The organism is Collinsella sp. BM28 (assembly GCF_054551995.1).
The window spans coordinates 1,937,705-1,960,707 of the sequence record NZ_JBTOLJ010000001.1 but is presented as its reverse complement, the minus strand read 5'-3'; the positions used below and the strand labels follow the sequence as shown (position 1 = coordinate 1,960,707).

Genomic DNA, 23,003 nt, shown 5'->3' with positions numbered 1-23,003 from the left:
CGTTCGAAATGGGCTGTGTACTCATGGTACCCGTTTTGGCATGCAAGGGGGGAGCGGGCGGCCTGCGGGCATGGCGTGCACAAAGGGACGCGTACGCATCGGTCGGCGCCGGGGTCGGCTGCGCAGTTCATGCCCAATGGCACGCACGATGGCGTCCTGCCCGGGCTCCGCAATCGCCGCGGCGCAAAACGGCCCGCCGACCGTGTGGTCGACGGGCCGGATGCCGTTATGGGAATCGCGGAGCGCTTACTCGCCCAGCAGCTCCTTCTTGATGGAGGCGGCGGCCTTCTTGCCGGCGCCCATGGCGAGGATGACGGTGGCGGCACCGGTCACGATGTCACCGCCGGCCCACACCTTGGGGTTGCTCGTGCGGCCGTCCTCGTCGGCCTCGATGAGGCCCCAGCGGTTGAGCTCGACGTCGGCGCAGAGCTTGGCGAAGGGGTTGGCCATGGTGCCGATGGCGGTGATGGCCACATCGCAGGGGATCTCAAAGGCGGAGTCGGCCACGGGGACCGGTCGGCGACGGCCGGAGGCGTCGGGCTCGCCGAGCTCCATGCGCTCCAGCTTGACTGCGGACACAAAGCCGTCCTCGCCCTTGATGAACTCGAGCGGGTTGACGAGCTCCAGGATGTGCACGCCTTCTTCCTTGGCGTGATGGACCTCGGCCAGTCGCGCGGGCATCTCGGCCTCGGTGCGGCGGTAGGCCAGCGTCACGCTGTCGGCGCCCAGGCGCAGAGCGGTGCGGGCGGCGTCCATGGCAACGTTGCCGCCGCCGAACACCACGACGTTCTTGCCCTGGCGGATCGGGGTGTCGTAGACGGGGAAGTCGTACGCGTGCATGAGGTTGGTGCGGGTGAGGTACTCGTTGGCACAGTACACGCCGGGCAGGTTCTCGCCCGGGACCTTGAGGAAGCGGGGGAGACCGGCGCCCACGGCGAGGTACAGGGCGTCGAAGCCCTCCTCGTTGAAGAGCTCGTCGGCGTCGAACAGGCGGCCGGCGACGGAATTGTACTCGAAGTGCACGCCGAGCTGCTCCAGGCCGTCGATCTCGCGCTTGACGATCTTCTTGGGCAGGCGGAACTCGGGGATGCCGTAGGTCAGCACGCCGCCGCCGGTGAAGAAGGCCTCGAACACGGTGACGTCGAAGCCCTCGCGTGCGAGCTCGCCGGCGCAGGCGATGCCGGAGGGGCCGGAGCCCACGATGGCGACCTTCTTGCCGTTCTTGGGCTTGCACGCCGGGGCGCGGCCGACCTCGTCGGCCATGTCGCCCACCATGCGCTCGAGTTGGCCGATGGCCACGGCCTCGCCCTTGCGGCCGAGGATGCACTTGCCCTCGCACTGGTTCTCCTGCGGGCACACGCGGCCGCAGACGGAGGGCAGCAGGTTGTCGCCCTTGATGGTTTCGAGGGCGCCCGCCCAGTCTTCATCGCGGATCTTGGAGATGAAGCCGGGGATGTTCACGCCGACGGGGCAACCCTGCATGCACAGGGGCTTCTTGCAGTCGAGGCAGCGGTTGGCCTCGGCGATGGCGTCTTCCTTGGTGAAGCCCGTGTCGACCGGGCGGAAATCGCACGCGCGCTCAGCGGCCGGCTCCTCGTTCGGAGCAGTGCGGGGAGCGCCGATGTTCGGGCGATACTTCTTTACTTCTGGCATGCGCAGGCCTCCTCATGACGCTTGGTGGAAACGGCCTCTTCGCCGCGGTAGCTGGCCTGGCGCGCGGCCAGGTCGTCCCAGTCGACGGCGCTGGCGTCGAAATCGGGGCCGTCGACGCAGGCGAACTTGGTCTCGCCGCCCACCTCGACACGGCAGCAACCACACATGCCGGTGCCGTCGACCATGATGGGGTTGAGGCTGGCGATGATCGGGATGTTGTGCTCGTGGCAGGTGAGGGAGGAGAACTTCATCATCGGCACGGGGCCAACGCAGAAGGCGTGGTCGATTGCGTCCGTCTCGCACAGGCGCGCGAGCGGCAGAGTCACGACGCCCTTCTCGCCCATGGTGCCGTCGTCCGTGGTGACGTATAGGCCGGCGAGCGGCAGTGCGTCGAACTGCTCATGCAGGATGAGGAGGTCCTTGGTGCGGGCACCCATGATGACGTAGACGTTCTTGCCCTGCTCGCAGAGCATACGGGCTACGGGGTAGGCGATGGCCAAGCCCACGCCGCCGCCGATGACGGCCACGGAGTCGCCCTCGATCTCGGTGGGCTTGCCCAGCGGTCCGGTGATGTCGCGGATGAAGTCGCCCTCGTTGAGTTCGGAGAGGCACTTGGTGGTCTTGCCGATCACCATGAAGATGAACTCGATCCAGCCCTCCTCCGCATTCCAGTTGGCGAAGGTGAATGGCACGCGCTCGCCGGTATCGTCGATGCGCACCATGAGGAACTGGCCGGCGTGAGCTTTCTTGGCCATCCTCGGGGCGTGGACGCGGAACTCGAACACCTTGTCCGAGAACTGCGTCTTTTTCAGGATTTCAAACATAGAACCCCTCTCTGATTGGTCGGGGGCGTTTGCGCAGGTAGCGCGCACGAGTTCCCCGATGAAGCCTAAGCGGCATATGCGCATGGCGAATATGCGCATACGGTGTTCAGTATACCGCGCGTTTCCCATTCGGGGTTCGAACCGATGTGCTATCGGGCCAATGGTGGGCCGTTGTTCGGTGGGCGTTGCTGGGAAGCAGCTAGGGATAGTTTTACAACGACTGCCCGGCGGTGCTCGTTGGCGTCTCCATCTCAATTCGGTGCCTGTCCCTAAATTGAGGTTGGGCTCCTAGTGCTTGCCGTTGGATCCCGCGCCGCCGTTGACGTGGTCGCGGGCAAAGATGACGCCGCGCGTCACGGCCAGCGCGGCGGCCTCAGCGGCGGCTTGCGTCATAAAGCCGAAATCCTCGGCCTCCTTGGCGCGCAGTTGCTTGAGCACGAAATCGGCCACGGGCATACGTCCCGGAGGGTCGCCAATGCCGGCGCGGACGCGCGAGAAGTCGCGACTGCCGAGTTTGTCGATGATGGAGCGCAGGCCGTTGTGGCCGGCGTGCCCGCCGCCGACCTTAACGCGTACGTCGCCCGCTGGGATGTCCAGCTCGTCGTGGATCACGAGCAGCTCTTCGGGCTTCACTTTGTACTGCGCGCAGAGCTTGGAGATGGGCCCGCCGCTCGTGTTCATGTACGACTGGGGCTTGACCAGCACGACTTCGCGCTTGCCGCCCTCCTCTTCGGGGTCGTTCACGCTGATGAGCGCGACCTCGGCGCCCGCCTGGTTCTTCCAATAGCTTACGCCCGCCTGCCGAGCGAGGATGTCGATGGCGCAAAAGCCGGCGTTGTGGCGGGTAGCGGCGTACTCGTCGCCGGGGTTGCCGAGGCCGGCGACCATACGGATTTTCTTGGGCTGTGCTGCGGCCATGAGGTCTCCTTGCTGTTGATACTTCCTGCAGAACATGGTGCGTGTGCCGTGCGGCGCTGTCAACGACCCCCGCAGGGAGAGCATAAGTTGGGCGATGCCCCCGTGAGTTCCGAGGGGCTTACAGAAAACGGGTGCACCAATCGCTAATAGTGGGGGGAGGCGCATCGTTGCGAGCATAAAAACTGCCAGATAGCTTTGATAATGAACCAACACACAAAGTTGACAAAGTGTGCGGGGGGGGGGCTATAACTAATAAATCCTGTGTGTCTAATCGTAGGGGTCGTTTTCGACCCTGCGCCGCGTCCTTGGCGCGACGGCACGAGATGGTGTGGAAGATGTTGACTCGGATTTGGAACGCGGTGCTGGCGGTACTGCTTGCGCTGGTTGCCGCATTGGTCATAGCGTTTGCGGGGGTTCGCTTGATCGGACTCACCCCGTATGCCGTGCTTTCCGGATCGATGGAGCCGGAGCTTCCCGTGGGGTCGCTCATATATGTGCGCGCCGTCGACCCATCTGAGGTCGTGGTCGGCGATGCCATCACGTTCAAGCTTGAGTCGGGCACGCTCGTGACCCACGAGGTCTATGAAATCGATTCCGCCGCGCGCGAGTTCAAGACACATGGTATCGCCAATGTTGACTCACAAGGAAATATCTCGCCCGATGCGGCGCCGGTCCCGTGGTCGAGCCTGATCGGCACGGTCGTGGCGTGCGTTCCGCTGCTGGGCTACGTCAACGCGTTCGTCACGCAGCCACCGGGGGTCTTCATGGTCATTGCCGGCGTTGCCGTGGTGATAGGCGTGAGCATCGTGCTCGAACTGCTGAGCATGCGCACGCCTGACAAGCGGGTGTCGGAGACTCCGGCCCCAAAGCACATGAGGTGACACGGGGCGCCATACGCCTTGGCACATAAGAGGAATCCAAAAGCAGAAAGGATGGACACCATGGATTCGAAGCAAACAGGTAGGAAGAGGACGGGCCTGGTGGTCGCGCTCGCGCTCTGCTGCATCCTCGCGGTGGGCGGTGTCTTTGCGTGGTTTAGCGCGCAGGATAGCAAGACCAACACCTTCGTGCAGGGCAACGGTATCACCGATCCCGAAGTGAAGCCCAATCCTAATAGGCCTACGGAGCCCGGAACCGACCAGACCGATCCCGACACTGACGGCAACATCATCGAGACCGACTGGGATGACAAGTCTCCTCTGACCCCAGGGTCCATTACGCCGAAGAACCCCAACATGGGCATCGGCAAGGATTCTAGGCCGACGTACGTCTTCGCTATGGTTGAGAATACCCTGCCCGCCGATGCGTACTTCGTGCTTGGAAAGGGTTGGAAACCGGTTGAGGGTTACTTTACTAAGTACTCGGGCAGCAAGAACGCTGCCATCACCGACGTGGACGCCGAGACTTACACGAAGGGCCTGTTTGTGTATGTTGGCGACAGTGGAAGCGATTGGGCCATGCTCGCCCCGACGCCTGGCGTCCCGGAGAACAAGGCTAACTACACCGGCGAGCTCTTCGACAAGATTTATACCAGTGATGGGTTTGACGCGACCCAGATTACCGATGACAAGAACAGCATCACGGTGAGCGCCTACTTCGCTGCTGCTTCTGGCGACCACGAGTATGCTGACGGCAGCAAGAACCAGCTGACCGACGAGGCCAAGAAGGAAATCGAGGCAAACGTCAAGAAGTGGGCGGAGAAGGTTAAGGCCTAACCCAGCCCGTTACCTCGCTATTTACCATGCGTGAAGGAATATAAACAGATCGCCGGGGGCGGGGCCTCTCCCGCTCCCGGTATCCCGCGTTATGAGAAAGGGGGTCTGCTCATGCCTGCGGACAATACGCAAGCTACAGCCGACTCAACGAAAACGCGCAAGCGGCTCTGGATGCTCCTGGTTGCCGTAATCTGCGTGTTCGCCGCTGCACAGACCCTCTCTGTCATCACGCGAGAGAAGCCGTTTCTCGATCGCCTGCAATTCGGCGCGGTCGGGATCGAGACCACCATCACCACCTTAGACGAGACCGGTGCGGAGATCCCTGCGCCCGAAGGCGGCGAGCTGGGTACCGGGTCGGTCCACATGGAGCGCATCGTCCGCGTGAAGAATACAGGCAACCACGCCCTGTTCATCCGCGTCAAGCTGCGCTTCGAGTGCATCGACGCCGCCGGCACGCCGCGCCCGGCCGACGACCTCGTTTCCTACGACGTCGGCAACGACGCGTGGATCCAGCGTAACCCGTCCGATGGCTACCTATATCTCACTGCCGCGCTCGAGCCTGGCGAGATTTCAGAGCCTGCCGTCACCGGTGTGGACGTGGATACCGCCGCCGCCATCGCCCGCCATGGGGAGGGGTGCACCTACCGCTTGGTGGCCGACGGCTACGCCGTGCAGAGCGAGAACCAGAAGAGCGACGACGTGCTTGAGGCTGAGGGGTGGCCGGCATGATGAGCAGCGTGAAGAGGCAACCGGGCGGTATTGCTCACGATGCCCGCGTTGAAACGAGGACGGCGGCGCATGGCGGCCGCGGGCTGCGCGCAGTGGCAGGCGAGGGTGCTCCTGCGCCCCGGAGTCCAAGAGGCGTCGTCCTGGCTGCCGTGCTGGGCGCCCTCGTCCTGGCGGTCTGCTCGCTCGCAGTGCCTCAGGGGGCGCTGGCCCTCGACCGCGGTGTCGATCCCATCCTGGTGCACGACGTCGATGAGATGATCGAGCTCATCAAGCAGTCGCGCGGCATGGTGGACGGAAACTACATGAGCTTCGAGGGCAAGACGATCGCGCTCGAAGCCGACATCGATTTCACATCCATTCCCGACGGCGAGGGAAAGATCGACCAGATCATCACCGAGCTGGGGTCGCTCACCTTCGGCGATAAGGACCACCCCTTCAGGGGCGAGTTCGACGGCCGCGGCCACTACATCAGGCACCTCGACTACCATCGCGACCTGTGGAAACCCAAGGCGAACACCGGCCTGTTCAGCTTCACCGAGGGCGCCTACCTGCATGACGTGCACTTCTCCGATTGCTACGTCGGCGCGGATTTCCGCGGCGGCGTGCTGGTGGGCCAGGCCAGAAACACGCGCATCGAATCGGTGCGCATGGAGGACTGCACCATCTCGGTCACGCCGGCCAACAACGCGGTGTCGCTCATCACCAACGCGGGCGTCATGGGCGGCATCATCGCGGGCGAGATGCTCGACAAGTCGTACATGTACGACTGCACCGTCCAGGGAGGCCGTGCGGTGAACAACTCCGTCGTCGCCGTCTCGGGCCTGGGCGGCGAGGGCTTGTACCTGGGTGCGCTCGTGGGCTCGGCGGAGGACTCCCAGATCGAGTATTGCCGTGTGCTCCCCAACAATCAGTACTACATCGATCGGTCGGCGAAGCCTGATACCAGCGTGTACGCTCGCGACGACAACGGCCATTACAAATATCAAACCGAGGTCTACAACCGCTATGAGGTGGCGGTCGGCGCCGTGGCGGGCCAGGGTGTGTATGCAGGCGGTATCGTGGGCTATACCAACGACGTCGATGTGGTGGACTGCTTCTCCACGGCATGGGTGCATACCTGGGTCGCCAACTACGTAGGCGTGGGTTCGGGCAACATCGGCTACGTGGGTGGCATCATCGCGCATGCGAAGAGCGGGAGCGAGGGCGCCAACGCGAGCCAGGTCATCCGCTGCCATTACGCCGGCAACATGGAGAGCTATCAGTGGAACGCCGTCGCCGTCATCCCCATCATCCAGAGCAACGTGTACCTGTCCGGCCTGGTGGAGCGCGACTGGAACGAGGATACGGGTCTCTACAACTCGTACTTCAAGCGCAACGATATCGTGGGCAAGGACTCTGCCATCAAGCCACATCCCAACGGTTACGTACGCGCCTGGGGCGACTGGCTGGGCCTCAACTATAGCGGCGGCGAGCACGGCCCGTCTGCCCAGGGCTTCAGCTACGGCCCCATCGTGGACGACGCGAAGTACGCCGACCGCCTGTTCTGGGAAGGGGAGGGCTATGACTTCGAGGGAGATGAGGTGCGCCTCTCCACGATCGACAACCAGATCCCCGGTCATGTGAACAAGTGGATCATGGACGACTACCTGGGCATCCCCGTCCACGGCGACTCCGTGAAGGCCACGCTCGACTTCCCGGGCGCGGGTGACGTGACCATCTCGCAATCCACGCTCGGCAAAGAGCAGAAGACGGCCGATCCGTACAACTTCGCCGTGCAGCCGGTGAGTGCCAACGAGACCGAGCTGACGTTCACGGCAACGGTGAACAACGACCGCGCTGCGAACACGGCGCTGGCCATGGTGTCTTCCGATGCCAACGAGGGCTTCCGTTTCCAGGGGTGGTTCCGCAACAAGGGCGTGACGTCCAACCATATCCAGCAGGGCAAGCACGCGTTCTTCGACCCCATGGTGCCGCCCGAGCCGAACGGCGAGCAGGTGAGTGCCGAACTTGAGCACGTGGCGACCAATTCTGGAACGGGCGCCGACGAGGGCGCCCAGTTCTCGGATAACGACCTGTTTGTTGCCTACTACCAGGCCCAGGTGCTGTTCCACGATGTGAAGGGCGACGTGATCGACAAGGACAGCTCTGCAACGGAGGCGACGCCGCAAACGGATGACGATTGGTACAACCACCAGGACGCGCTGCCCGGCGTGGGCGAGCCGAAGGCCGACCGCGAGGGCGGCGAAAACGCTCCGGTGGCCGGTGCCGCGAAGTTCCTGGGCTGGACCACGCAGAAAAACAAAGTTACCGGTGGCGGTTGGCCCGATGTGACCACGCCCGAGCTCAATGCCATGAAGGCCAGCGGCACGTTTTTCGAGGGCGGCGAGCCTATCGAGCGTCCCATGGACCTGTATCCCGTCTACGCATCGCTCGGCGCCAACATCAATGTGATCGCCGAGGGTCACGAGCTCGATTCGACCAGTTCGGATGTGAATGTGCGCGAAGGCGTTGCTCAGGCTACGGTCACTGCGAAAGACGGAAAATACGAGCTGGGAATCAACGGCCTCAGTGCCGAAGGCGCATTGCCCGATGGCTACCGCTTCCTGGGCTGGTACGAGGTCAAGCAGAACGCGAACGGCGAGCCGGTGTATAAGGAGAAGCCGGACGTGGTGTATAACGCGGCGGGTGATAGGTCTACGGCGTATCAGTACGAGTTCGGCAGGAAGTTGAGCGGCGATCCGGTGGTGACGATTCCCGACGATGTCGACCTAACGCAGAAGCATTACTACTACGCCCGCTTTGAGTACCGCGTGGATTACTACGCCTCGGCGTATCTTATGGGTGGAATCGCTGAATGGGAATCCCCTCGTTTGTATACGGAGCGCTGGAAGACGTATTGTTCCAGCTTTGACAAGCTGAGGGGTCCTGAGTTTTATCGCGAAACCATCGACCACTGGTCTTTGAACGAAATGATTGGCGGCCATGTTTCCGGCGATGACGCCGCAACGTTGCTCGCGGGTGGCATTGTTGCCCATCATGTAGTGAATGGGCATAACGAAAAAACTAGTGGTGGCGTGTACGATATCGTTGCCACGTTCGATTTTCCCAATTCCGCACGTATCTACATGAGTGGCAACCCCGATAATATCGGTAAAAACTTCGAGCTGAAAGCTGAGCCAACAGACCCCGCAGGGTTTAAGTTCATCGGATGGTCGTGGCAGCAGAATAGCAACGAGGGAACCAGCCCGAACAATCCGTGGGAGACGGGTGCACACTTCACCAAGCCGAATCGCTATTCATATGAGGCCCATCTTGTTGCTCAGGTGAGATTTGTTGACGCTGGCGAAAATGTCGGAGACAAGGTGGTGAGCCGTGCGTATTCGGATTATGCCGGTGATGCGGGGTTCACAGATGGATTCCAGAAGGTGTTCATGGAGTCGGATTCTGAGTACGAATTCCGCTATTTGAAATACACCGGTGGCGATGCAAGCGAAGAGCCTAATGGGTTGAAGGTCGCTATCGAAGCGTCTCCGTCTGATGAATATATGCAGAAGAAGCGCCCCGATTCGCTGTTCCTGGGCTGGATCGACAAATACGAGCTTAAAGCGGGAACGATGACGGAGGGCGAGTACGAGAGCCTATATAGCGAAGATACGCGTACGGCGAAGGTATCCATCGACACGATCGAGCCGTATTTGGTCAAGGAAGACCGTCTATGCGATCGCCCCATGATGCTGTATCCCGTGTATGCAGACTACAGTTGCGAGACTACGACCAATATCACGCGTGGCACTGCACTGACTGAGCCTGCGAACCCTGAAATCACCCCCGCGTTGGCCGATGTGGCAATTAACGGTGACGGCACCAAGACTGTTGCGGTGAAGGCCGACATCGAATCGGCTACGGTTGAGAAGTATTCGCTGGCATCTTGGACCATCGAGAGTCCCGAGGGCACGGTGATTGACACCATCCGCGCGACGGACGGTAACGGCAATCCGGTCACGAGCGGCGGCGCAGCCGTGGGCAACGACAACGCGAAGCTCGTCTACACCATCAAGGCCGGCTCCCATTACGTGATCGTGGCGAACTACGAGGCGACCCGCGATGCTGAGCTGGATGTGACGTATCACGTGCGTCCCTCTGGTGAAGCAGGCTCCGCGACCAAGGTTGTCGCAAAGAAGGCGGGCGAGCCGCTCGGCCGCGGCCCGGTGCCGGAGTTCAAGGTGGATGGCGCCGCCTTTGTGGGCTGGACCGAGCAGCAGCCCGCCAAAGGCGCCGAGTACCTCATGTTCGATGCGGCCGACGCGTCCAAGATGGTTGACGAATACACGATTGTTGAGCACTCGATGGAGTTGTGGCCGATATACCGCATCATCGGCACCGAAGGCGATCAGGCCAACGTGCGCGTGAATTCGAACATCGACAATACGGACGGCGTCGGCGTGGATCACCGTCGTGCGACGGTGAAAACCGCAAGCACCCCGCAGGGCCCACAGACTTATGTAGCGCTTGAGGCCGATGCGGTGGACGGCTATAAGTTCATCGGCTGGTACAAGGATTACATTGACATGACCGTCGACGCGGATGGCAAGGCCACGGTTGAAGGCACGCCCGTGCCGGGCAGTCGCGTGACGGGCGATGAGATGTTTGCCGGCAATCTCTATACCGCGGTCTACCAGAAGACGCAGGTGTACAAGGTGGTTTACCACTTCCCGGACATGGACGGGGCGGACGGTCCGCTCGAGGCAAGCACGGACACGATCGAGTTCACCGCCGATGACAAATCAGCTTTTGTGCAGAAGATAACTGTCCAGAAGCCCATAATCGGACCCGACGGCAACCCTGTCTATAACCCCGACGGCACGCCTCAGATGGAGGACGTCGAAGTTGAGGCTACGGTCGTCGGCGGCGAGCAGACGGCCGCCATGGAGGGCTTCCTGTCCAAGAAAGACGCCGAGGGCCAGGTGAAGGAGCTCTTCAAGGAGTGGGAGTGGAAGAAATCCGACACGGAGACCGTGCCTTGGGATGCGTTCTGCAGAGCTTCCATTGTCGAGAGCATGACGAATGCGGGCGTGACGGAGATGCACCTGTATCCGGTGACGCATCGCCTGAACGCACTTGACCAGGATGGCGCGCCGTACGCCGCTTCCAATCTGGTGTGGCAGATAGACCCTGCAGCACTGGAAAAGGAAGTTGCCGATCCCAACGCCGAAGGCGCAACGCCCGCCGTCAAGATTGCGTTCGGTCCTCGCACGCTTTATTTGGGCGACACCCTGACTGTCCATATGGATCAGGTTCACTATGCGAAGCCTGAGGCGGACCGTGCGGCTTCTGTCGACGGCAAGCTCGTTGCCATCTTCGACAACTTCGACTTTACGAAGGCCAAACAGCTCGACAAGAAGGCGACGGGGCATCTGGGCGTGGGCCATGAAGGCGATGCCGTGTTCGAGTTCGATACCACAGGTTCGCTGACGATCGAAAAGACCGCTCCGCTTATGGCTGCCGGCTCCACCTTCACCTTTACGGTGACTGAATGCGACGAGAACGGTGAGGTTGCGCAAGATGCTAAGAGCGCGACGGTGACCATGACTGCACAGGACAACGGCCAGGGCGCGGCAACCGCTTCGGAGACGATCAACGTGCCGTGGGGTTACTACAAGGTTGTTGAAACCAGCTGGGGCTGGCGCTACAGCCCGACGTATCAGTTCTTCGAAGGCGGCATGACCGTCGAAGGTAGGCCGGATAACGTCGTGCTGGTCCGCAGCCAGGGCACGGCCAAGGTGACCAACGCGCTTACGAACGACAAGTACCTCGACGGCGAGGACCGTGCGAAGAACGTGTTCGGAGTCGGCAGGAATCCGGTTGAGAATGGAGGTGGGCGCTGATGGCGAGCGGCAAGCGCGATAGGGACCGTCTTGGGGCGGGCACGCCTCAGGGCTCCCGGGGCGCCCATTTCCGCCCCGTCGGCAGCGCCGATGCGTGCGGGTGCGCTGGGGAGCCGACACTGGGGGGCGCGCCGGTGCGTCGCGGCGGCCGGCGTCCCCTCAAGCGCGCCGTGATCGTCGCCGTCGCCGTGCTCGCCATGTGCGGTGCCGGCGGTGCGGTGGCGTGGTTTGGAGTGCAGGACAACGTGCTCAACACGTTCACGCGTGGCGAAATTCAGCCTTCCATCGAAGAAGCGTTCGATGCCTCTTCCACGGTCAAAGAGAACGTCTTCGTGAAAAACGAAGGTACGGCGCCGGCATACATGCGTGCGACCGTATCCATCTATTGGGAAGACAAAAATGGCAACCAGCTCTGGGATGCGCCGCAGGAGGGCCAGGGCTATTCGATCACGTGGGGCGATGCCCTTACGGCGTCTACGGGCGAGCGCTGGATCAAAGGCGCCGACGGCTATTACTACTGGTCCGTGCCCGTGGAGGCTGGTGGCAAAACCGAGAATCTCATCGACGAGGTTCGACAGACGGGCACGGTGGCGGGCAAAAGCCTTGTGGTCGATATCTCGACTCAGGCTTTGCAGGCCAATTTGTCTGCCGGCGAAGGGTTCGACAAGGTGTGGTCGGCATCGAGCGGCCTTGCGGTCGGCGTCGACGGTGTGCTTGTGAGGAAGTAGGAGGCGATATGGTGAAGAGGCTTTTCGCAACGATGGTCGCTGCCTGTGCCTTCGTGCTCGCTTTCGGCTTGCCGTCCGTTGCCTGCGCGGCTCCCGCAGTTGGCGAGCCGTTGGTGGTGTACGACGGTGCGGCGAAGGCGTGGCACAGCGAGAACCTGCAGGAACAGGATGTTATCGCGACGGCTGCCGACGTCTTTCCCGGAGACGTGATCGTGCAAGAGTTTCAGCTCGCCGCCCGCCATGTCGAGCGGGGCGTGACGCTGAGCATGCGCCCCGATGCGTCCGGCGCGACGCTGGACGCTTTGGGTGATGCGACGATCGAGGTGTGCGACGATACGGGTTCGCTCGTCGCGCAGGGAACGCTCTCCGGGCTCGCCTCGGCGGAGGGGGCGCCTCTCGACCTCGGTGCCTATACCGCCGATAACGCTCGGGGCCTGCGTATAACGATGACGGTGCCCACGAGCATCGGCAACGAGCTCCAGGGCCAGTCGCATGAGATCAAGTGGATCTTCACCGCCCAAGAAGACGGCGAGAGCGTATCGGCGGGGTCCGACGACCTCCTTGCGCAGACAGGCGATAACTTGCTCAGCACCTACGGTCCGTTTGTTTTCGGTGTACTGGGCGTGCTGTTAATTACGGGCGCCATCATTCTAAAGAAGCGGCGGTAGTTCAAGGCAACGCTGTCAATCCCGCGTTTAGTCGCGTCTTATGTCATGACGCGGGGGCTGTCTATCTTGAGAGGGCGGCCGCCTGGGCGCGCATTCCGTGATGACCATGCAGCCACGTGGCCCGCCGATGCGGATCGGCGGTGTTAACGACCCCGCAGGGAGAGCATAAGTTGCTGGTATCCCGAGCAACATGTAGCGCTACACGGGCTTAAGCCCCACCGCACCTCGAAGGGCGTTGAGCAGGTTTGCCTGCTTGGCGCGATGGCCTTTTCCTTGGTACCTAAACCGCATGTGGGCAAAGCGGTATATGGTGCGCGCGATGGCCTCGAGCGCTTGGATGTCGCGCATTTGGTCGCGTTGAATAACGATAACGTTGATGCCCATGCAGCGAAGGCCGTTGTTGCGGTTGCCGTCGTGGATGCGAGCGGGGAGCTCCTCGTGTCCCGTGCCGTTGTATTCGACGTCGACATTGGCTGCGGGAATGAAACAATCGGCAACGGCATAGGGCATACCCGATGACATGAGCACCGCGTCATGCGTAAAGTCGATGCGGTGGTTGAGCAACATGCCGTCGGGTAGCGCGGCGCAATTAAAGCCTCCGTACTGCATGGGGAATCCGAGCATGCAGTACTGGATGGTTTCTGCCGGCGAGGCGGAATTGGGTGCGACGAGGTCGACCGCTCGGCGAAAGGCATGGTCACGGCTGCTTTTGGTCCACTTCGCGATTGCCCTGAGTTGCTTTTTGGTGGCGGCCGGCTCGCATGAATAATGGGTCTGTTCAATCTTGACCTGCTGGTTGCCGTGTGTGCGGTGCGTTGCTGTTCCATCGGGCGCGCCAAGGGGCGTATCGGAGACGTCGTTAATCTCGGGGTCGGTCTCGGCGGAGGTGTCGAGGCCGCTGAGGTGCGTTTCGGCTGACGCGGAATTGGGGAGCCGGATGCCGTCCATTGACGACCACGTTTTGCCCCTCGCAATGGAAAGCGTTGCATTGTGAGGCAGGGAATACGTTCCAAGAAGCTCCATGAGGAGCGCGGCGATTTCTGGGACGGAGCGGCCACGCGAATAGAGATATGCGGTGAACGCGGGGGAGGTGCAGTAAAGACCGCGCTCGATTTCGAGGATGGATCCAGCGGGAAGATCGCGCGACATAACATGGCACGTCAGGGGCTTTCTGGCTCGGCGACATGTTGGGTCAGATACGAGAACGTCAAGGCGCTCACCGTCCTCGCCATTCCAAAGGGCATGGCGACCAAGATAATCAAAATCGAGTGTCGAGAGGTTGGGCTTGCAATTCGCCAGAACTCGGCGTTGTTCGGCGACGGTAAGCGACCTCCACGGAACGGCAGAATACGCCCCTCGTGCACGCCTGATTGCGCGCAAGGCCGAGATATGTGAGAAAACAAGTGCGTCCATGTAAAGAAGCTACATCAAGGCGCGCGCCCGTGGCACGAGAAACGTGAATTGAGAAAAATGGCTAAAAATTACCGTTTTGTATCGTCCGTCGGCTGCTGGAGGACGATTCCGACGGTCTTGGGCTCTTGAAGTCAAAGAAAACACGGCAAAACTGCTTAAAAATGAGCACAAACAAGCGGATATGGCCGAATGAGGGTGGCTGATGGCACCAAGAACTGCTTCTAGGGTCATTTGGGGGATACAAAACGGTAATAATTAGCCATTTTTCTAGAACCTAGATGCTTCTTAGCTGGAGCACCATGGAGGTAAGGTTCTCCATGGACGAAAACGGAGTTGATCGGAAAGAAAAAGCCCCCGTTTCCCAGACTCTAGCCTGGAAGACGGGGGCAACCTACCGCAGAACTCTGCTTGGTGCAGCTATGAGCGCGGCTACCTTACATGGCGAAGTCGCCGCCCACGAGCGTGCTTACGGACTGCTCGTAGTACACGGCGGAGATGGTCTCGGCGAACTCACCGGCGACGGAGATGGTCTTGATCTTGCCGCCTTCCTCAACGGGGATGGCGTCGGTGACCAGGCACTCGACGATAGGCGCATCGTTCAGGCGCTGGATGGCCTGGCCGGAGAAGATGCCGTGGGTTGCGCACACGTAGATGTCGCCAGCGCCGAGAGCCTTGAGCTCGCGCACGTTGGCGCACAGGGTGCCGGCGGTGTCGATCATGTCGTCGTTGATGATGCAGGTCTTGCCCTCAATATCGCCAATGATGCCCATGACTTCGGCCGCGTTGTGGCGCGGACGGCCCTTGTGCGCGATGGCGAGGCTGCAGCCGAGCATGTCGGAGAGCTTCTTGGCGGCCTTGGCGCGACCCACGTCGGGGGAGACAACGACTAGATTGTCGGTATCGAAGCCCTTGGCGTCATAGTAATCGGCAAAGAGCGGCAACGCGGAAAGGTGGTTCACCGGGATGTCGAAGAAGCCCTGGATCTGGCCCTGGTGCAGGTCGAGCGTGATGATGCGGTCGACGCCGGCGCACTCGAGGAGGTTGGCGACGAGGCGAGCGGTGATGGGCTCACGCGGGCCGGCCTTGCGGTCCTGGCGGGCGTAACCGTAGTGGGTGATGACGGCGGTGATGGAACGGGCGGATGCGCGCTTGGCGGCGTCGGTGGCGATGAGGAGCTCCATCAGCATGTCGTTGACGTTCCCGCCGGCGACGGACTGGATGAGGAACACGTCGGCGCCACGGACGGTCTCGTCGTAACGGGCGTAGATCTCGCCGTTGGCGAACTGCTTGAGGGTGAGTCCGGAGAGCTCAACGCCGAGCTGGTTGGCGATCTTCTGGGCAAGCGGACGGTTGGAGGAACCGGAGTACACTCGCAGGATCTTGCTCATATCAACGGTCTTTTTGGGATCGGTTGTTGGCATGACTTCTCCTTTATACGCCACAACATCCATACACGCTCTATATATTAGCCACTTTGCCAGCTATTTGACCATCGATAATCCGCCCAAGGAAACTTCATCGGTGAGAGGAGCGGTGTTTCAATTGGGGACAGGTACAAATTGAAAATATGCTGGGCTTGCGGCGTTCATGAAAAAGCCGGCCTTCCGAAGTGACGGATGGCCGGCGGACCCTTGGCGAAGCACCTCGGGCGGCATGTTCAATTTGTGCCTGTCCCCAATTGAAACTTAGAGGCGAGCGCGGCGCTTCTCGGTGTAGCCCTCGATGATGCGCTGGTCGTTACGCTCGACGGCGAGCGCGCCGCTGGGCACGTCACGTGTGATGCAGCTGCTCGCGCCGGTGATCGCGTCGTCGCCGATGTTCACGGGGGCGACCATCATGGTGTCCGAGCCAATGAACGTGCGGTCGCCGATGGTGGTGGCGTGTTTGTTCTTGCCGTCGTAGTTGCAGGTGATGGAGCCCGCGCCCACGTTGACGCCGGCGCCCATGGTGGTGTCGCCAATGTAGGAGAGGTGCGGCACCTTGGAGCCCACGCCAATGGTGGACTTCTTGATCTCCACATGCGTGCCCACGTGCGCGCGGTCGAGCAAGTGCGTACCCGGGCGCAGGTAGCAGCGGGGGCCGCAGGTGACGCCGTTCTCGATCGCAACGTCGATGGCCACGGTTTCATCGAGCGAACAGTTGTCGCCGGCGACCACGTTGGTGAGGCGGGTGTTGGGGCCGAGCTGGCAGCCCTCTCCGATGCGGCAGGTGCCGATGAGGTGCGTCTGCGGCCACACGACCGTGTCGCGACCGATTGTCGCGTCGGGGGAAATCCACGCCTGGGCGGGATCGATGAACGTGACGCCCTCGGTCATGAGGCGCTCGTTGATGCGGTCGCGCGCGATGGCGGTGAGCTCGGCGAGCTGCACGCGGCTGTTCACGCCCAGGCCGTCGCGGTAGTCATCGCAGTGGAAGATGGTGACGGCATGGCCGTGGTCCTTGAGGATCTCGACCATGTCGGGCAAGTAGTACTCAGCCTGCGCGTTGTCGTTGCCGATTTCGCCGATGTGGGCGGCGAGCAGCGCACCGTCGAAGGCGTAGCAGCCGGCATTGCATTCCAGCAGCTCGGCATCCTGCTCGGGCGTGCAGTCCTTCTGCTCGATGATGCGGTTGACCGAGCCGTCTGCGGCGAGCTCGATGCGGCCGTAGCCGAAGGGCGCAGGCGGAGTGAAGGTGAGCACCGCACCGGCGTGTGTGCCGTTGGCGACCGTGTTGGCGAAGGTGCGGATGGTGTCGGCCTGGATGAGCGGCAGGTCGCCGTTGAGGACCACGATGGGTCCGGCATCGATGCCGGTGGCCTCCAGCGCGCAGCGGACGGCGTGACCGGTGCCGAGGCGCTCGGCCTGCTCGACGCACTCGACGACACCGGCGGCAGGCGTGCCCTCATAGGCACTGGCGATCATGGCGCGGACCTCATCGGAGTGGCTACCCACAACAACGATGACGCGGTTGCAGCCCGCCGCGAGCGCGGAGTCGATGACCCAACAGGCCATGGGCTTTCCCAAAATCTTGTGAGACACTTTGGCATGGTTTGACTTCATGCGCGTGCCCTCGCCGGCGGCCATTACAATCGCGGTAACATCCATATATGGCTCCCAAAGATTGGTTGCAGGTTCCACGCGCGCATGGCGCGCGTAATGCGATGATACCGCAGCGTGGGAGGCGGATGGTGCGCACCGGGGGATGCGCGTGCAATTGTCACAGGGGAGGTGCGCTCTTGGCTCGGGCAGTACGACACACGGCGTTCGACGCCATGCACCCCGTGGTGCCCGCGGTGTTCATCACGATCACGCTCGCTCTTACCATGTTTTCGATGCATCCGGTCTTGGTGGCTATCTCGTTCGCCGGCGGATTTGCATACGCGGCGTGCGCGCGCGGCATCTGGGCGGCGCTGGGGTCACTGCGCTGGCAGCTGCCGGTGGTTCTCGTGATCACCCTGGTGAACCCCCTGTTCGTCCACATGGGGTCGACCGAGCTGTTTGTGTTCTTTGGGCGACCGGTCTTTATGGAGAGCCTGCTCTACGGCTGCGCGATGGCGCTTTTGTTCCTCGCGAGCGTTCAGTGGTTCGCCGCCGCCTCCGCGATGCTTTCGTATGACAAGGTTTTGGGCTTGTTGGGAAATTCGATTCCCGTTGTGGCACTTATGGTCTCGATGACGATGCGCCTGGTGCCGAGGTTTTTGAGGCAGGGTCGCGCGATTGCGTCAGCGCAGGATGTGGCGCGGAGCTGCGCGGTGTCTGCGGGGGGCGGTGCTGAGAACGGTGCAGAGGCGAGGTCGAAGGAGCACGGTTCGCAGGGGCCGCGTGCGTCGCGGGCGAGCGCGGAGGCCGTTGTCGGCGCGTCGGAGTGGCACCTGCCGTTGAGATCGGGGGGACGCGCTGCCCGGGGTCGAGGGCTGCCCGCCGGCGTTGCGAGCCGGTTGCGTCAGAGCTCCGTGCTCATGGGGTGGGCTATGGAGGACTCGCTTGAGACGGCCGACGCCATGCGCGCCCGGGGCTGGGGCGCCTGCAAGCACAGGACGACCTACATGCCGTATCGGTTCACGCCGCGCGATGCCGCCGCGGCGGCGATGCTGCTGATGGGAGGGCTCCTGTGCGCGTGGGTCTCCTGGACGTTGACCGCGCCCTACGCGTTCTACCCGCGTCTTAGCCCTATTGATATGTGGTGGGGGTACCTGCCGTACGCAGCCTGGATGTTCACGCCCGCCGTGCTCCATATATATGAGATGAGGAGATTCACATGAGCGATTGCCAAGCCGGTACGGGCAACAGGGGGCTCGGCGTGGATGACGGAGGGCCCTGTGCGGACGATGGGCTTTGCACGGGCGGCACGGGGTGTCGTGCGGACGACGGCGGAGCTCGCGCGCAGGCCGAAGCCCCCGCACATGCGCTTGCCCCGGCGCTCTCTTTCCAAGGTCTGACTTTTTCCTATCCCGATTCGCCCGCGCCTGTTCTAGAGGATGTCTGCCTGAGTATCGAGCCGGGCGCGTTTGCCCTTTTGGTGGGCGATACCGGTTCGGGCAAGTCCACCCTGCTGTCGCTGGTGAAGCCGCAGATTGCGCCAGTTGGCCGCCGGGCAGGATCGGTTCGGGTATTCGGGCATCCGGTGGACGACCTTTCGGACGAGGAATCTGCCCGTACGGTGGGGTTTGTCTTTCAGGATCCCGACAACCAGATCGTGTGCGACAGCGTATGGCACGAGATGGCGTTTGGCTTGGAGAACCTGGGCGTTCCCCAGGCCGAGATACGGCGTCGCGTGGCGGAGGCGGGGTATTTCTTTGGCATGGGCGACTGGTTTCGCTGCGCCACGGACGCGCTCTCGGGCGGGCGCAAACAACTTCTGGCCTTGGCATCCACGCTGGTGATGCAGCCGCGCCTGCTGCTGCTCGACGAGCCCACCGCGCAGCTTGATCCCATTGCGACCAAGAATTTCCTGCATGCGCTGTTTCGCGTGAATCGCGAGCTGGGCTGTACGGTGATCGTGGCCACCCATGCGCCGGAGCTCATGGCAGATTACGCCACGTGCGCGTTCGAGCTGCGGAGCGGCCGCGTGCACGAGGTGGCGCTCGAGGAGTTTGGCCGCCGCGTTTCCATACGAGGAGCTGCAGGCGAGGCGGCTGCTACGACCACGCACGCTGGTCGGATGCGCGCCGGTGCCGCGAACGGCGGCACTGCCGTCGAGGTGCGTGGTGCGTGGTTTCGCTATGGACGCGACGAAGATTGGGTCCTGCGCGGCACCGAGCTGTCCGTGCGCACGGGCGATCTGCACGCACTGGTGGGTGGCAATGGCTGCGGAAAGTCCACGCTGCTGGCGCTGATGGCGGGAACGAAACGCGTACAGAAGGGTGCCGTTTGCATCGATGTGCGCGAGAGGGCCCTACTGCCGCAGAACCCCAAGGCATTGTTCGCCGAGGAGTGCGTGCTAGACGAGCTTATGGAATGGTCGAGCGTTGGAGCTTACGGGCCGCAAGAGGTCGAGGCCATGCTTTCGAGGCTCGGCCTTGCCGACCGCGCTGCTGCGCATCCGTATGATTTGTCGGGCGGTCAGCGTCAGCTGCTTGCCTTGGGCAAGGTGCTCCTGGTACGGCCGCGCTTGCTGCTGCTCGATGAGCCCACCAAGGGGCTCGACCGCGCGGCTCGCCGCAGGGTCGCGGAGGTGCTCGAGGAGGAACGCGCGCGGGGTGCCACCATCGTTATGGCGACGCACGACCTGGAGCTCGTCTCGAGCCTTGCCAACAGCGTCTCGCTGCTGTTTGACGGCGAGGTTGCCTGCACGGAGCCTGCCGACGAGTTCTTCCGCAACAACATCTTCTACCGGCTGTGATGTACATGAGGTTTGACGACGAGAAACAGCGTGCTGCGGCATCGCCTGACGGGCTGGCCGCCTATCCCGGAGGAGCCCTGCTCGAGGTCGTGCTCCTCGCTGCGGTTCCGCTTGCGATGGGATTGGCCCTCGTTGCGGGCTTTGCCCAAACGGCGCTGCTCATGTTGCTGGTGGTGACGGTGGTGCTCGCCTTGTTCTTCGCGGGGTACGAGGCGGGTCGTCCGGCGCTGAGGCAGATTATGCCCACGCTTGTGCTCTCCGCCCTTGCGGCCGCCGGGCGTATCTTGTTCGCCGCGGTGCCGGACTTCAAGCCGGTCTCGGCCATCGCGATCATCGCCGGAGCCACCCTGGGCCGCCGAAACGGCTTCATGGTTGGGGCCCTCGCCGCGCTCGCCAGTAACTTCTTCTTTGGTCAGGGCATGTGGAGTCCGTGGCAGATGTACGCCTGGGGCATGGTCGGATACCTGGGCGGAGTGCTCGCAAGCGCCGGCGTATTCGACAACCGCGCCACGGGTAAGCCGCGTATGGTGACACTCGTCACATGCGGACTTGCTTCTGGGGCCCTCTACGGCGTGATCATCAACGCCTACGGCGTCTTGGGGTTCGTGCGCCCGTTTACCTGGCCTGGCGCTCTGACGTATGTGGCGGCATCTCTGCCGTTCGACGTCATTCACGGTGTGGCGACCGCGGTGTTTCTTGCGGTCCTGTATGGCCCGTGGACGCGCCGCATCAACCGCGTGGCGCGCAAATACGGCCTGCGTGGGTAGACTGATCTCATGCAAACATCGTATGTAGCTGATTCGACCGGGCGCGTGCCCACCCGGAGGTCCACATGCACGGAGACAGCATTCTCCTCGCCACGTTTGTCATCGCCCTCGTCGCGGCGTTTTTGGGCGGCATCCTCGCCCGTGCCGCGCGCCTCCCACCGGTTGTGGGTTACCTGCTCGGCGGTCTTGCGGTAGGGCCGTTCACCCCGGGCTTCATCGGAGATTCGCATGCGATGAGCCAGCTTGCCGAGGTGGGCGTCATGTTCATGATGTTCGGCACCGGCCTGCACTTCTCCTTCGACGACCTCGTGGCCGTGCGTCGCGTTGCGGTGCCGGGTGCCTTGCTGCAAACAGCCCTCGGCACACTCACCGGCTGTGGGCTGGGCCTTGCTCTGGGCTGGCCGATCGAGGCGGGCATCATGCTCGGCCTGTCCGTATCCATCGCTTCGACGGTCGTGCTCATCAAAAACCTGGCCGACGCGGGCCTCGCCGACACCGAGGGCGGTCGCATCGCGACGGGATGGCTCATCGTGGAGGACCTGATCACGGTGGTTATTTTGGTGGTGCTCCCGGTGGCGTTTCGCGCGGGGCTCGCAAGCTCGCTCACCATTGCGGCAGGTTTGTCGCAGATTGGCGAGTTCTCGTTTCTCATTGGACAGACGGGCATGGCGCTCGGCGTGCTCACGCAGGATCAGTACAGCCTGATTCTTGGCGCGGCGGTGCTGTCTATTGCGCTGAACAGTTTTGTGTTCAAGGCGCGCATGCCGCTTGAGCACGCGTTGGGTGGGGTTCCCGCTCTTGCGCGGCTGTATGGCGAGGCCGTCGGCACTGATGCGCCCGGCGCGGGCGCGCTGGATGGGTTCTCGTCCGGCAAGGTCTTGCTCGATGGTGCCGCGCCCGAGGGGGTCGATGCTGGCGGATTGCGGGATTCGGTGCCGCGCGCGGATAACGCGCTTCGCGGCGGTACGGAGACGCGCGGGAGTCGACGGCAAAGGTGCGCGCCATGCGCCCGCCCGCCCGCGATTGCCGTCGTTGCTTACAGCTCGATCTCCAGCGTGACGGGGCAATGGTCCGAGCCGAAGATGTCGCTGCGGATGCCCGTGGCGCGCACGCGGTCGGCGATGGAATCGCTCACCAGGAAGTAGTCGATGCGCCAGCCCGCATTGTTCTTGCGTGCGTTGAAGCGGTAGCTCCACCAGCTGTAGGCGCCCTCGAGGCCGGGGTTGGCGGCGCGGAAGGTGTCGGTGTAGCCGGCGTCGAGCAGCTCGCCGAACTTGGCCCGCTCCTCATCGGAGAAGCCCGCGTTGCCGCGGTTCGACTTGGGGTTCTTGAGGTCGATCTCGTTATGGGCGACGTTGAAATCCCCGCAGGTCACGACGGGTTTGCCGGTCTCGTCCTCGAGGGAGCGCAGAAAGGCGCGGTAGGCGTCGTCCCATGCCATGCGCACGTTCAGGCGGGCGAGCTCGTTTTGGGCGTTGGGCGTGTAGACGTCCACGAACCAATAGTGCTCGAACTCGAGCGCGCACACGCGGCCCTCGGTTGCCGCCGCGGCAACCAGCTCGAGGCGGTCGTCGTCGAGTCCCGCCCCGCGGCCCGCGTCGAGCACGGCGTCGGCGTGGCGGACGGAGAGGGGCTCCTCGCGGCTGAACACGGCGGTGCCCGAGTAACCCTTGCGCTCGGCGTAGCTCCACGTTTGGTGGTAGCCGGGCAGGTCGATGTCGACCTGGCCCTCCTGCAGCTTGGTCTCCTGCAGAGCGAGTACGTCGGCGTCGAGCTCGGCGGCGATGTCGGTGAAGCTCGGGTCCTTCTTGAGGACGGCGCGCAGGCCGTTCACGTTCCAAGAGGCGAGACGGTAAGTCCGGGTGGCGGTCATAGAGGGC

The 23,003-nt window shown here is 62.7% G+C and carries 17 protein-coding genes; 10 read left to right on the top strand and 7 right to left on the bottom strand.

Going from position 1 to position 23,003, the window contains the following annotated elements; translation table 11 throughout:
- Positions 1 to 246: 246 nt before the first annotated feature.
- The 3 genes from gltA to pth form a co-directional block, all read right to left on the bottom strand.
- Positions 247 to 1,653: an NADPH-dependent glutamate synthase gene (gltA, locus tag ACX9NZ_RS08450; RefSeq protein ID WP_302741997.1), complete on the bottom strand. Its 1,407-nt coding sequence runs from the start codon at positions 1,651 to 1,653 to the stop codon at positions 247 to 249.
- Entirely contained in the window at positions 1,641 to 2,477 is an 837-nt protein-coding gene (locus tag ACX9NZ_RS08445) for a sulfide/dihydroorotate dehydrogenase-like FAD/NAD-binding protein (protein ID WP_302741995.1), read from the bottom strand. Before ACX9NZ_RS08445 ends, gltA begins: the two co-directional genes overlap by 13 nt.
- Positions 2,478 to 2,765: 288 nt before the next feature.
- Positions 2,766 to 3,395, bottom strand: coding sequence for an aminoacyl-tRNA hydrolase (pth, locus tag ACX9NZ_RS08440; RefSeq protein ID WP_199588914.1), 630 nt, complete (start codon positions 3,393 to 3,395; stop codon positions 2,766 to 2,768).
- A gap of 335 nt (positions 3,396 to 3,730) precedes the next feature.
- Between pth and ACX9NZ_RS08435 the strand changes: the two genes are divergently transcribed.
- From ACX9NZ_RS08435 to ACX9NZ_RS08410, 6 genes are all read left to right on the top strand, one after another.
- The gene (locus tag ACX9NZ_RS08435) at positions 3,731 to 4,276 is read left to right on the top strand and encodes a signal peptidase I (protein WP_407496192.1); all 546 of its coding nucleotides are present in this window, start codon (positions 3,731 to 3,733) and stop codon (positions 4,274 to 4,276) included.
- A 60-nt stretch (positions 4,277 to 4,336) separates the two neighbouring features.
- Positions 4,337 to 5,110: a SipW-dependent-type signal peptide-containing protein gene (locus ACX9NZ_RS08430; protein WP_294122225.1), complete on the top strand. Its 774-nt coding sequence runs from the start codon at positions 4,337 to 4,339 to the stop codon at positions 5,108 to 5,110.
- 111 nt (positions 5,111 to 5,221) lie between these two features.
- A complete protein-coding gene (locus tag ACX9NZ_RS08425) occupies positions 5,222 to 5,839 on the top strand; it encodes a hypothetical protein (protein WP_407496194.1) in 618 nt (205 codons plus the stop codon).
- Positions 5,836 to 11,724, top strand: a complete 5,889-nt coding sequence (locus ACX9NZ_RS08420; RefSeq protein ID WP_302741986.1) for a hypothetical protein — start codon at positions 5,836 to 5,838, stop codon at positions 11,722 to 11,724. Before ACX9NZ_RS08425 ends, ACX9NZ_RS08420 begins: the two co-directional genes overlap by 4 nt.
- Positions 11,724 to 12,452, top strand: coding sequence for a hypothetical protein (locus ACX9NZ_RS08415; RefSeq protein ID WP_407496196.1), 729 nt, complete (start codon positions 11,724 to 11,726; stop codon positions 12,450 to 12,452). The genes ACX9NZ_RS08420 and ACX9NZ_RS08415 overlap by 1 nt, the downstream gene beginning before the upstream one ends.
- A gap of 8 nt (positions 12,453 to 12,460) precedes the next feature.
- Positions 12,461 to 13,120: a hypothetical protein gene (locus tag ACX9NZ_RS08410; protein ID WP_407496198.1), complete on the top strand. Its 660-nt coding sequence runs from the start codon at positions 12,461 to 12,463 to the stop codon at positions 13,118 to 13,120.
- A 198-nt stretch (positions 13,121 to 13,318) separates the two neighbouring features.
- On the opposite strand, the gene ACX9NZ_RS08405 is transcribed toward ACX9NZ_RS08410, so the two are convergent.
- From ACX9NZ_RS08405 to glmU, 3 genes are all read right to left on the bottom strand, one after another.
- Entirely contained in the window at positions 13,319 to 14,269 is a 951-nt protein-coding gene (locus ACX9NZ_RS08405) for a hypothetical protein (protein ID WP_118654052.1), read from the bottom strand.
- A gap of 698 nt (positions 14,270 to 14,967) precedes the next feature.
- Complete coding sequence (locus ACX9NZ_RS08400) at positions 14,968 to 15,954, bottom strand: ribose-phosphate diphosphokinase (RefSeq protein WP_118654053.1); 987 nt, start codon at positions 15,952 to 15,954, stop codon at positions 14,968 to 14,970.
- A 264-nt stretch (positions 15,955 to 16,218) separates the two neighbouring features.
- Entirely contained in the window at positions 16,219 to 17,619 is a 1,401-nt protein-coding gene (gene glmU / locus ACX9NZ_RS08395; protein WP_407496201.1) for a bifunctional UDP-N-acetylglucosamine diphosphorylase/glucosamine-1-phosphate N-acetyltransferase GlmU, read from the bottom strand.
- Positions 17,620 to 17,750: 131 nt separating this feature from the next.
- On the opposite strand from glmU, the gene ACX9NZ_RS08390 reads away from it, so the two are divergent.
- From ACX9NZ_RS08390 to ACX9NZ_RS08375, 4 genes are all read left to right on the top strand, one after another.
- The gene (locus ACX9NZ_RS08390) at positions 17,751 to 18,776 is read left to right on the top strand and encodes an energy-coupling factor transporter transmembrane component T (protein WP_317440356.1); all 1,026 of its coding nucleotides are present in this window, start codon (positions 17,751 to 17,753) and stop codon (positions 18,774 to 18,776) included.
- Positions 18,773 to 20,356, top strand: coding sequence for an ABC transporter ATP-binding protein (locus tag ACX9NZ_RS08385; protein ID WP_407496203.1), 1,584 nt, complete (start codon positions 18,773 to 18,775; stop codon positions 20,354 to 20,356). The genes ACX9NZ_RS08390 and ACX9NZ_RS08385 overlap by 4 nt, the downstream gene beginning before the upstream one ends.
- On the top strand, positions 20,356 to 21,123 hold the full coding sequence (locus ACX9NZ_RS08380) for a DUF6580 family putative transport protein (RefSeq protein WP_317440358.1): 768 nt from the start codon (positions 20,356 to 20,358) through the stop codon (positions 21,121 to 21,123). The genes ACX9NZ_RS08385 and ACX9NZ_RS08380 overlap by 1 nt, the downstream gene beginning before the upstream one ends.
- 65 nt (positions 21,124 to 21,188) lie before the next feature.
- On the top strand, positions 21,189 to 22,268 hold the full coding sequence (locus tag ACX9NZ_RS08375; RefSeq protein WP_118654055.1) for a cation:proton antiporter domain-containing protein: 1,080 nt from the start codon (positions 21,189 to 21,191) through the stop codon (positions 22,266 to 22,268).
- On the opposite strand, the gene ACX9NZ_RS08370 is transcribed toward ACX9NZ_RS08375, so the two are convergent.
- The gene (locus tag ACX9NZ_RS08370; RefSeq protein ID WP_317440359.1) at positions 22,160 to 22,996 is read right to left on the bottom strand and encodes an exodeoxyribonuclease III; all 837 of its coding nucleotides are present in this window, start codon (positions 22,994 to 22,996) and stop codon (positions 22,160 to 22,162) included. The two genes, ACX9NZ_RS08375 and ACX9NZ_RS08370, sit on opposite strands and share 109 nt — an antisense overlap.
- Between the last annotated feature and the right edge of the window lie 7 nt (positions 22,997 to 23,003).

Excerpts from the sequence above, each read along its gene's own strand:
- ACX9NZ_RS08430 (WP_294122225.1), top strand. The coding sequence starts at position 4,337 with ATGGATTCGAAGCAAACAGGTAGGAAGAGGACGGGCCTGGTGGTCGCG.
- ACX9NZ_RS08415 (WP_407496196.1), top strand. The coding sequence starts at position 11,724 with ATGGCGAGCGGCAAGCGCGATAGGGACCGTCTTGGGGCGGGCACGCCT.
- pth (WP_199588914.1), bottom strand. The coding sequence starts at position 3,395 with ATGGCCGCAGCACAGCCCAAGAAAATCCGTATGGTCGCCGGCCTCGGC.
- ACX9NZ_RS08425 (WP_407496194.1), top strand. The coding sequence starts at position 5,222 with ATGCCTGCGGACAATACGCAAGCTACAGCCGACTCAACGAAAACGCGC.
- glmU (WP_407496201.1), bottom strand. The coding sequence starts at position 17,619 with ATGGATGTTACCGCGATTGTAATGGCCGCCGGCGAGGGCACGCGCATG.
- ACX9NZ_RS08405 (WP_118654052.1), bottom strand. The coding sequence starts at position 14,269 with ATGTCGCGCGATCTTCCCGCTGGATCCATCCTCGAAATCGAGCGCGGT.
- ACX9NZ_RS08445 (WP_302741995.1), bottom strand. The coding sequence starts at position 2,477 with ATGTTTGAAATCCTGAAAAAGACGCAGTTCTCGGACAAGGTGTTCGAG.
- ACX9NZ_RS08400 (WP_118654053.1), bottom strand. The coding sequence starts at position 15,954 with ATGCCAACAACCGATCCCAAAAAGACCGTTGATATGAGCAAGATCCTG.
- gltA (WP_302741997.1), bottom strand. The coding sequence starts at position 1,653 with ATGCCAGAAGTAAAGAAGTATCGCCCGAACATCGGCGCTCCCCGCACT.
- ACX9NZ_RS08370 (WP_317440359.1), bottom strand. The coding sequence starts at position 22,996 with ATGACCGCCACCCGGACTTACCGTCTCGCCTCTTGGAACGTGAACGGC.
- ACX9NZ_RS08380 (WP_317440358.1), top strand. The coding sequence starts at position 20,356 with ATGTACATGAGGTTTGACGACGAGAAACAGCGTGCTGCGGCATCGCCT.
- ACX9NZ_RS08435 (WP_407496192.1), top strand. The coding sequence starts at position 3,731 with ATGTTGACTCGGATTTGGAACGCGGTGCTGGCGGTACTGCTTGCGCTG.
- ACX9NZ_RS08375 (WP_118654055.1), top strand. The coding sequence starts at position 21,189 with ATGCACGGAGACAGCATTCTCCTCGCCACGTTTGTCATCGCCCTCGTC.
- ACX9NZ_RS08420 (WP_302741986.1), top strand. The coding sequence starts at position 5,836 with ATGATGAGCAGCGTGAAGAGGCAACCGGGCGGTATTGCTCACGATGCC.
- ACX9NZ_RS08410 (WP_407496198.1), top strand. The coding sequence starts at position 12,461 with ATGGTGAAGAGGCTTTTCGCAACGATGGTCGCTGCCTGTGCCTTCGTG.
- ACX9NZ_RS08385 (WP_407496203.1), top strand. The coding sequence starts at position 18,773 with ATGAGCGATTGCCAAGCCGGTACGGGCAACAGGGGGCTCGGCGTGGAT.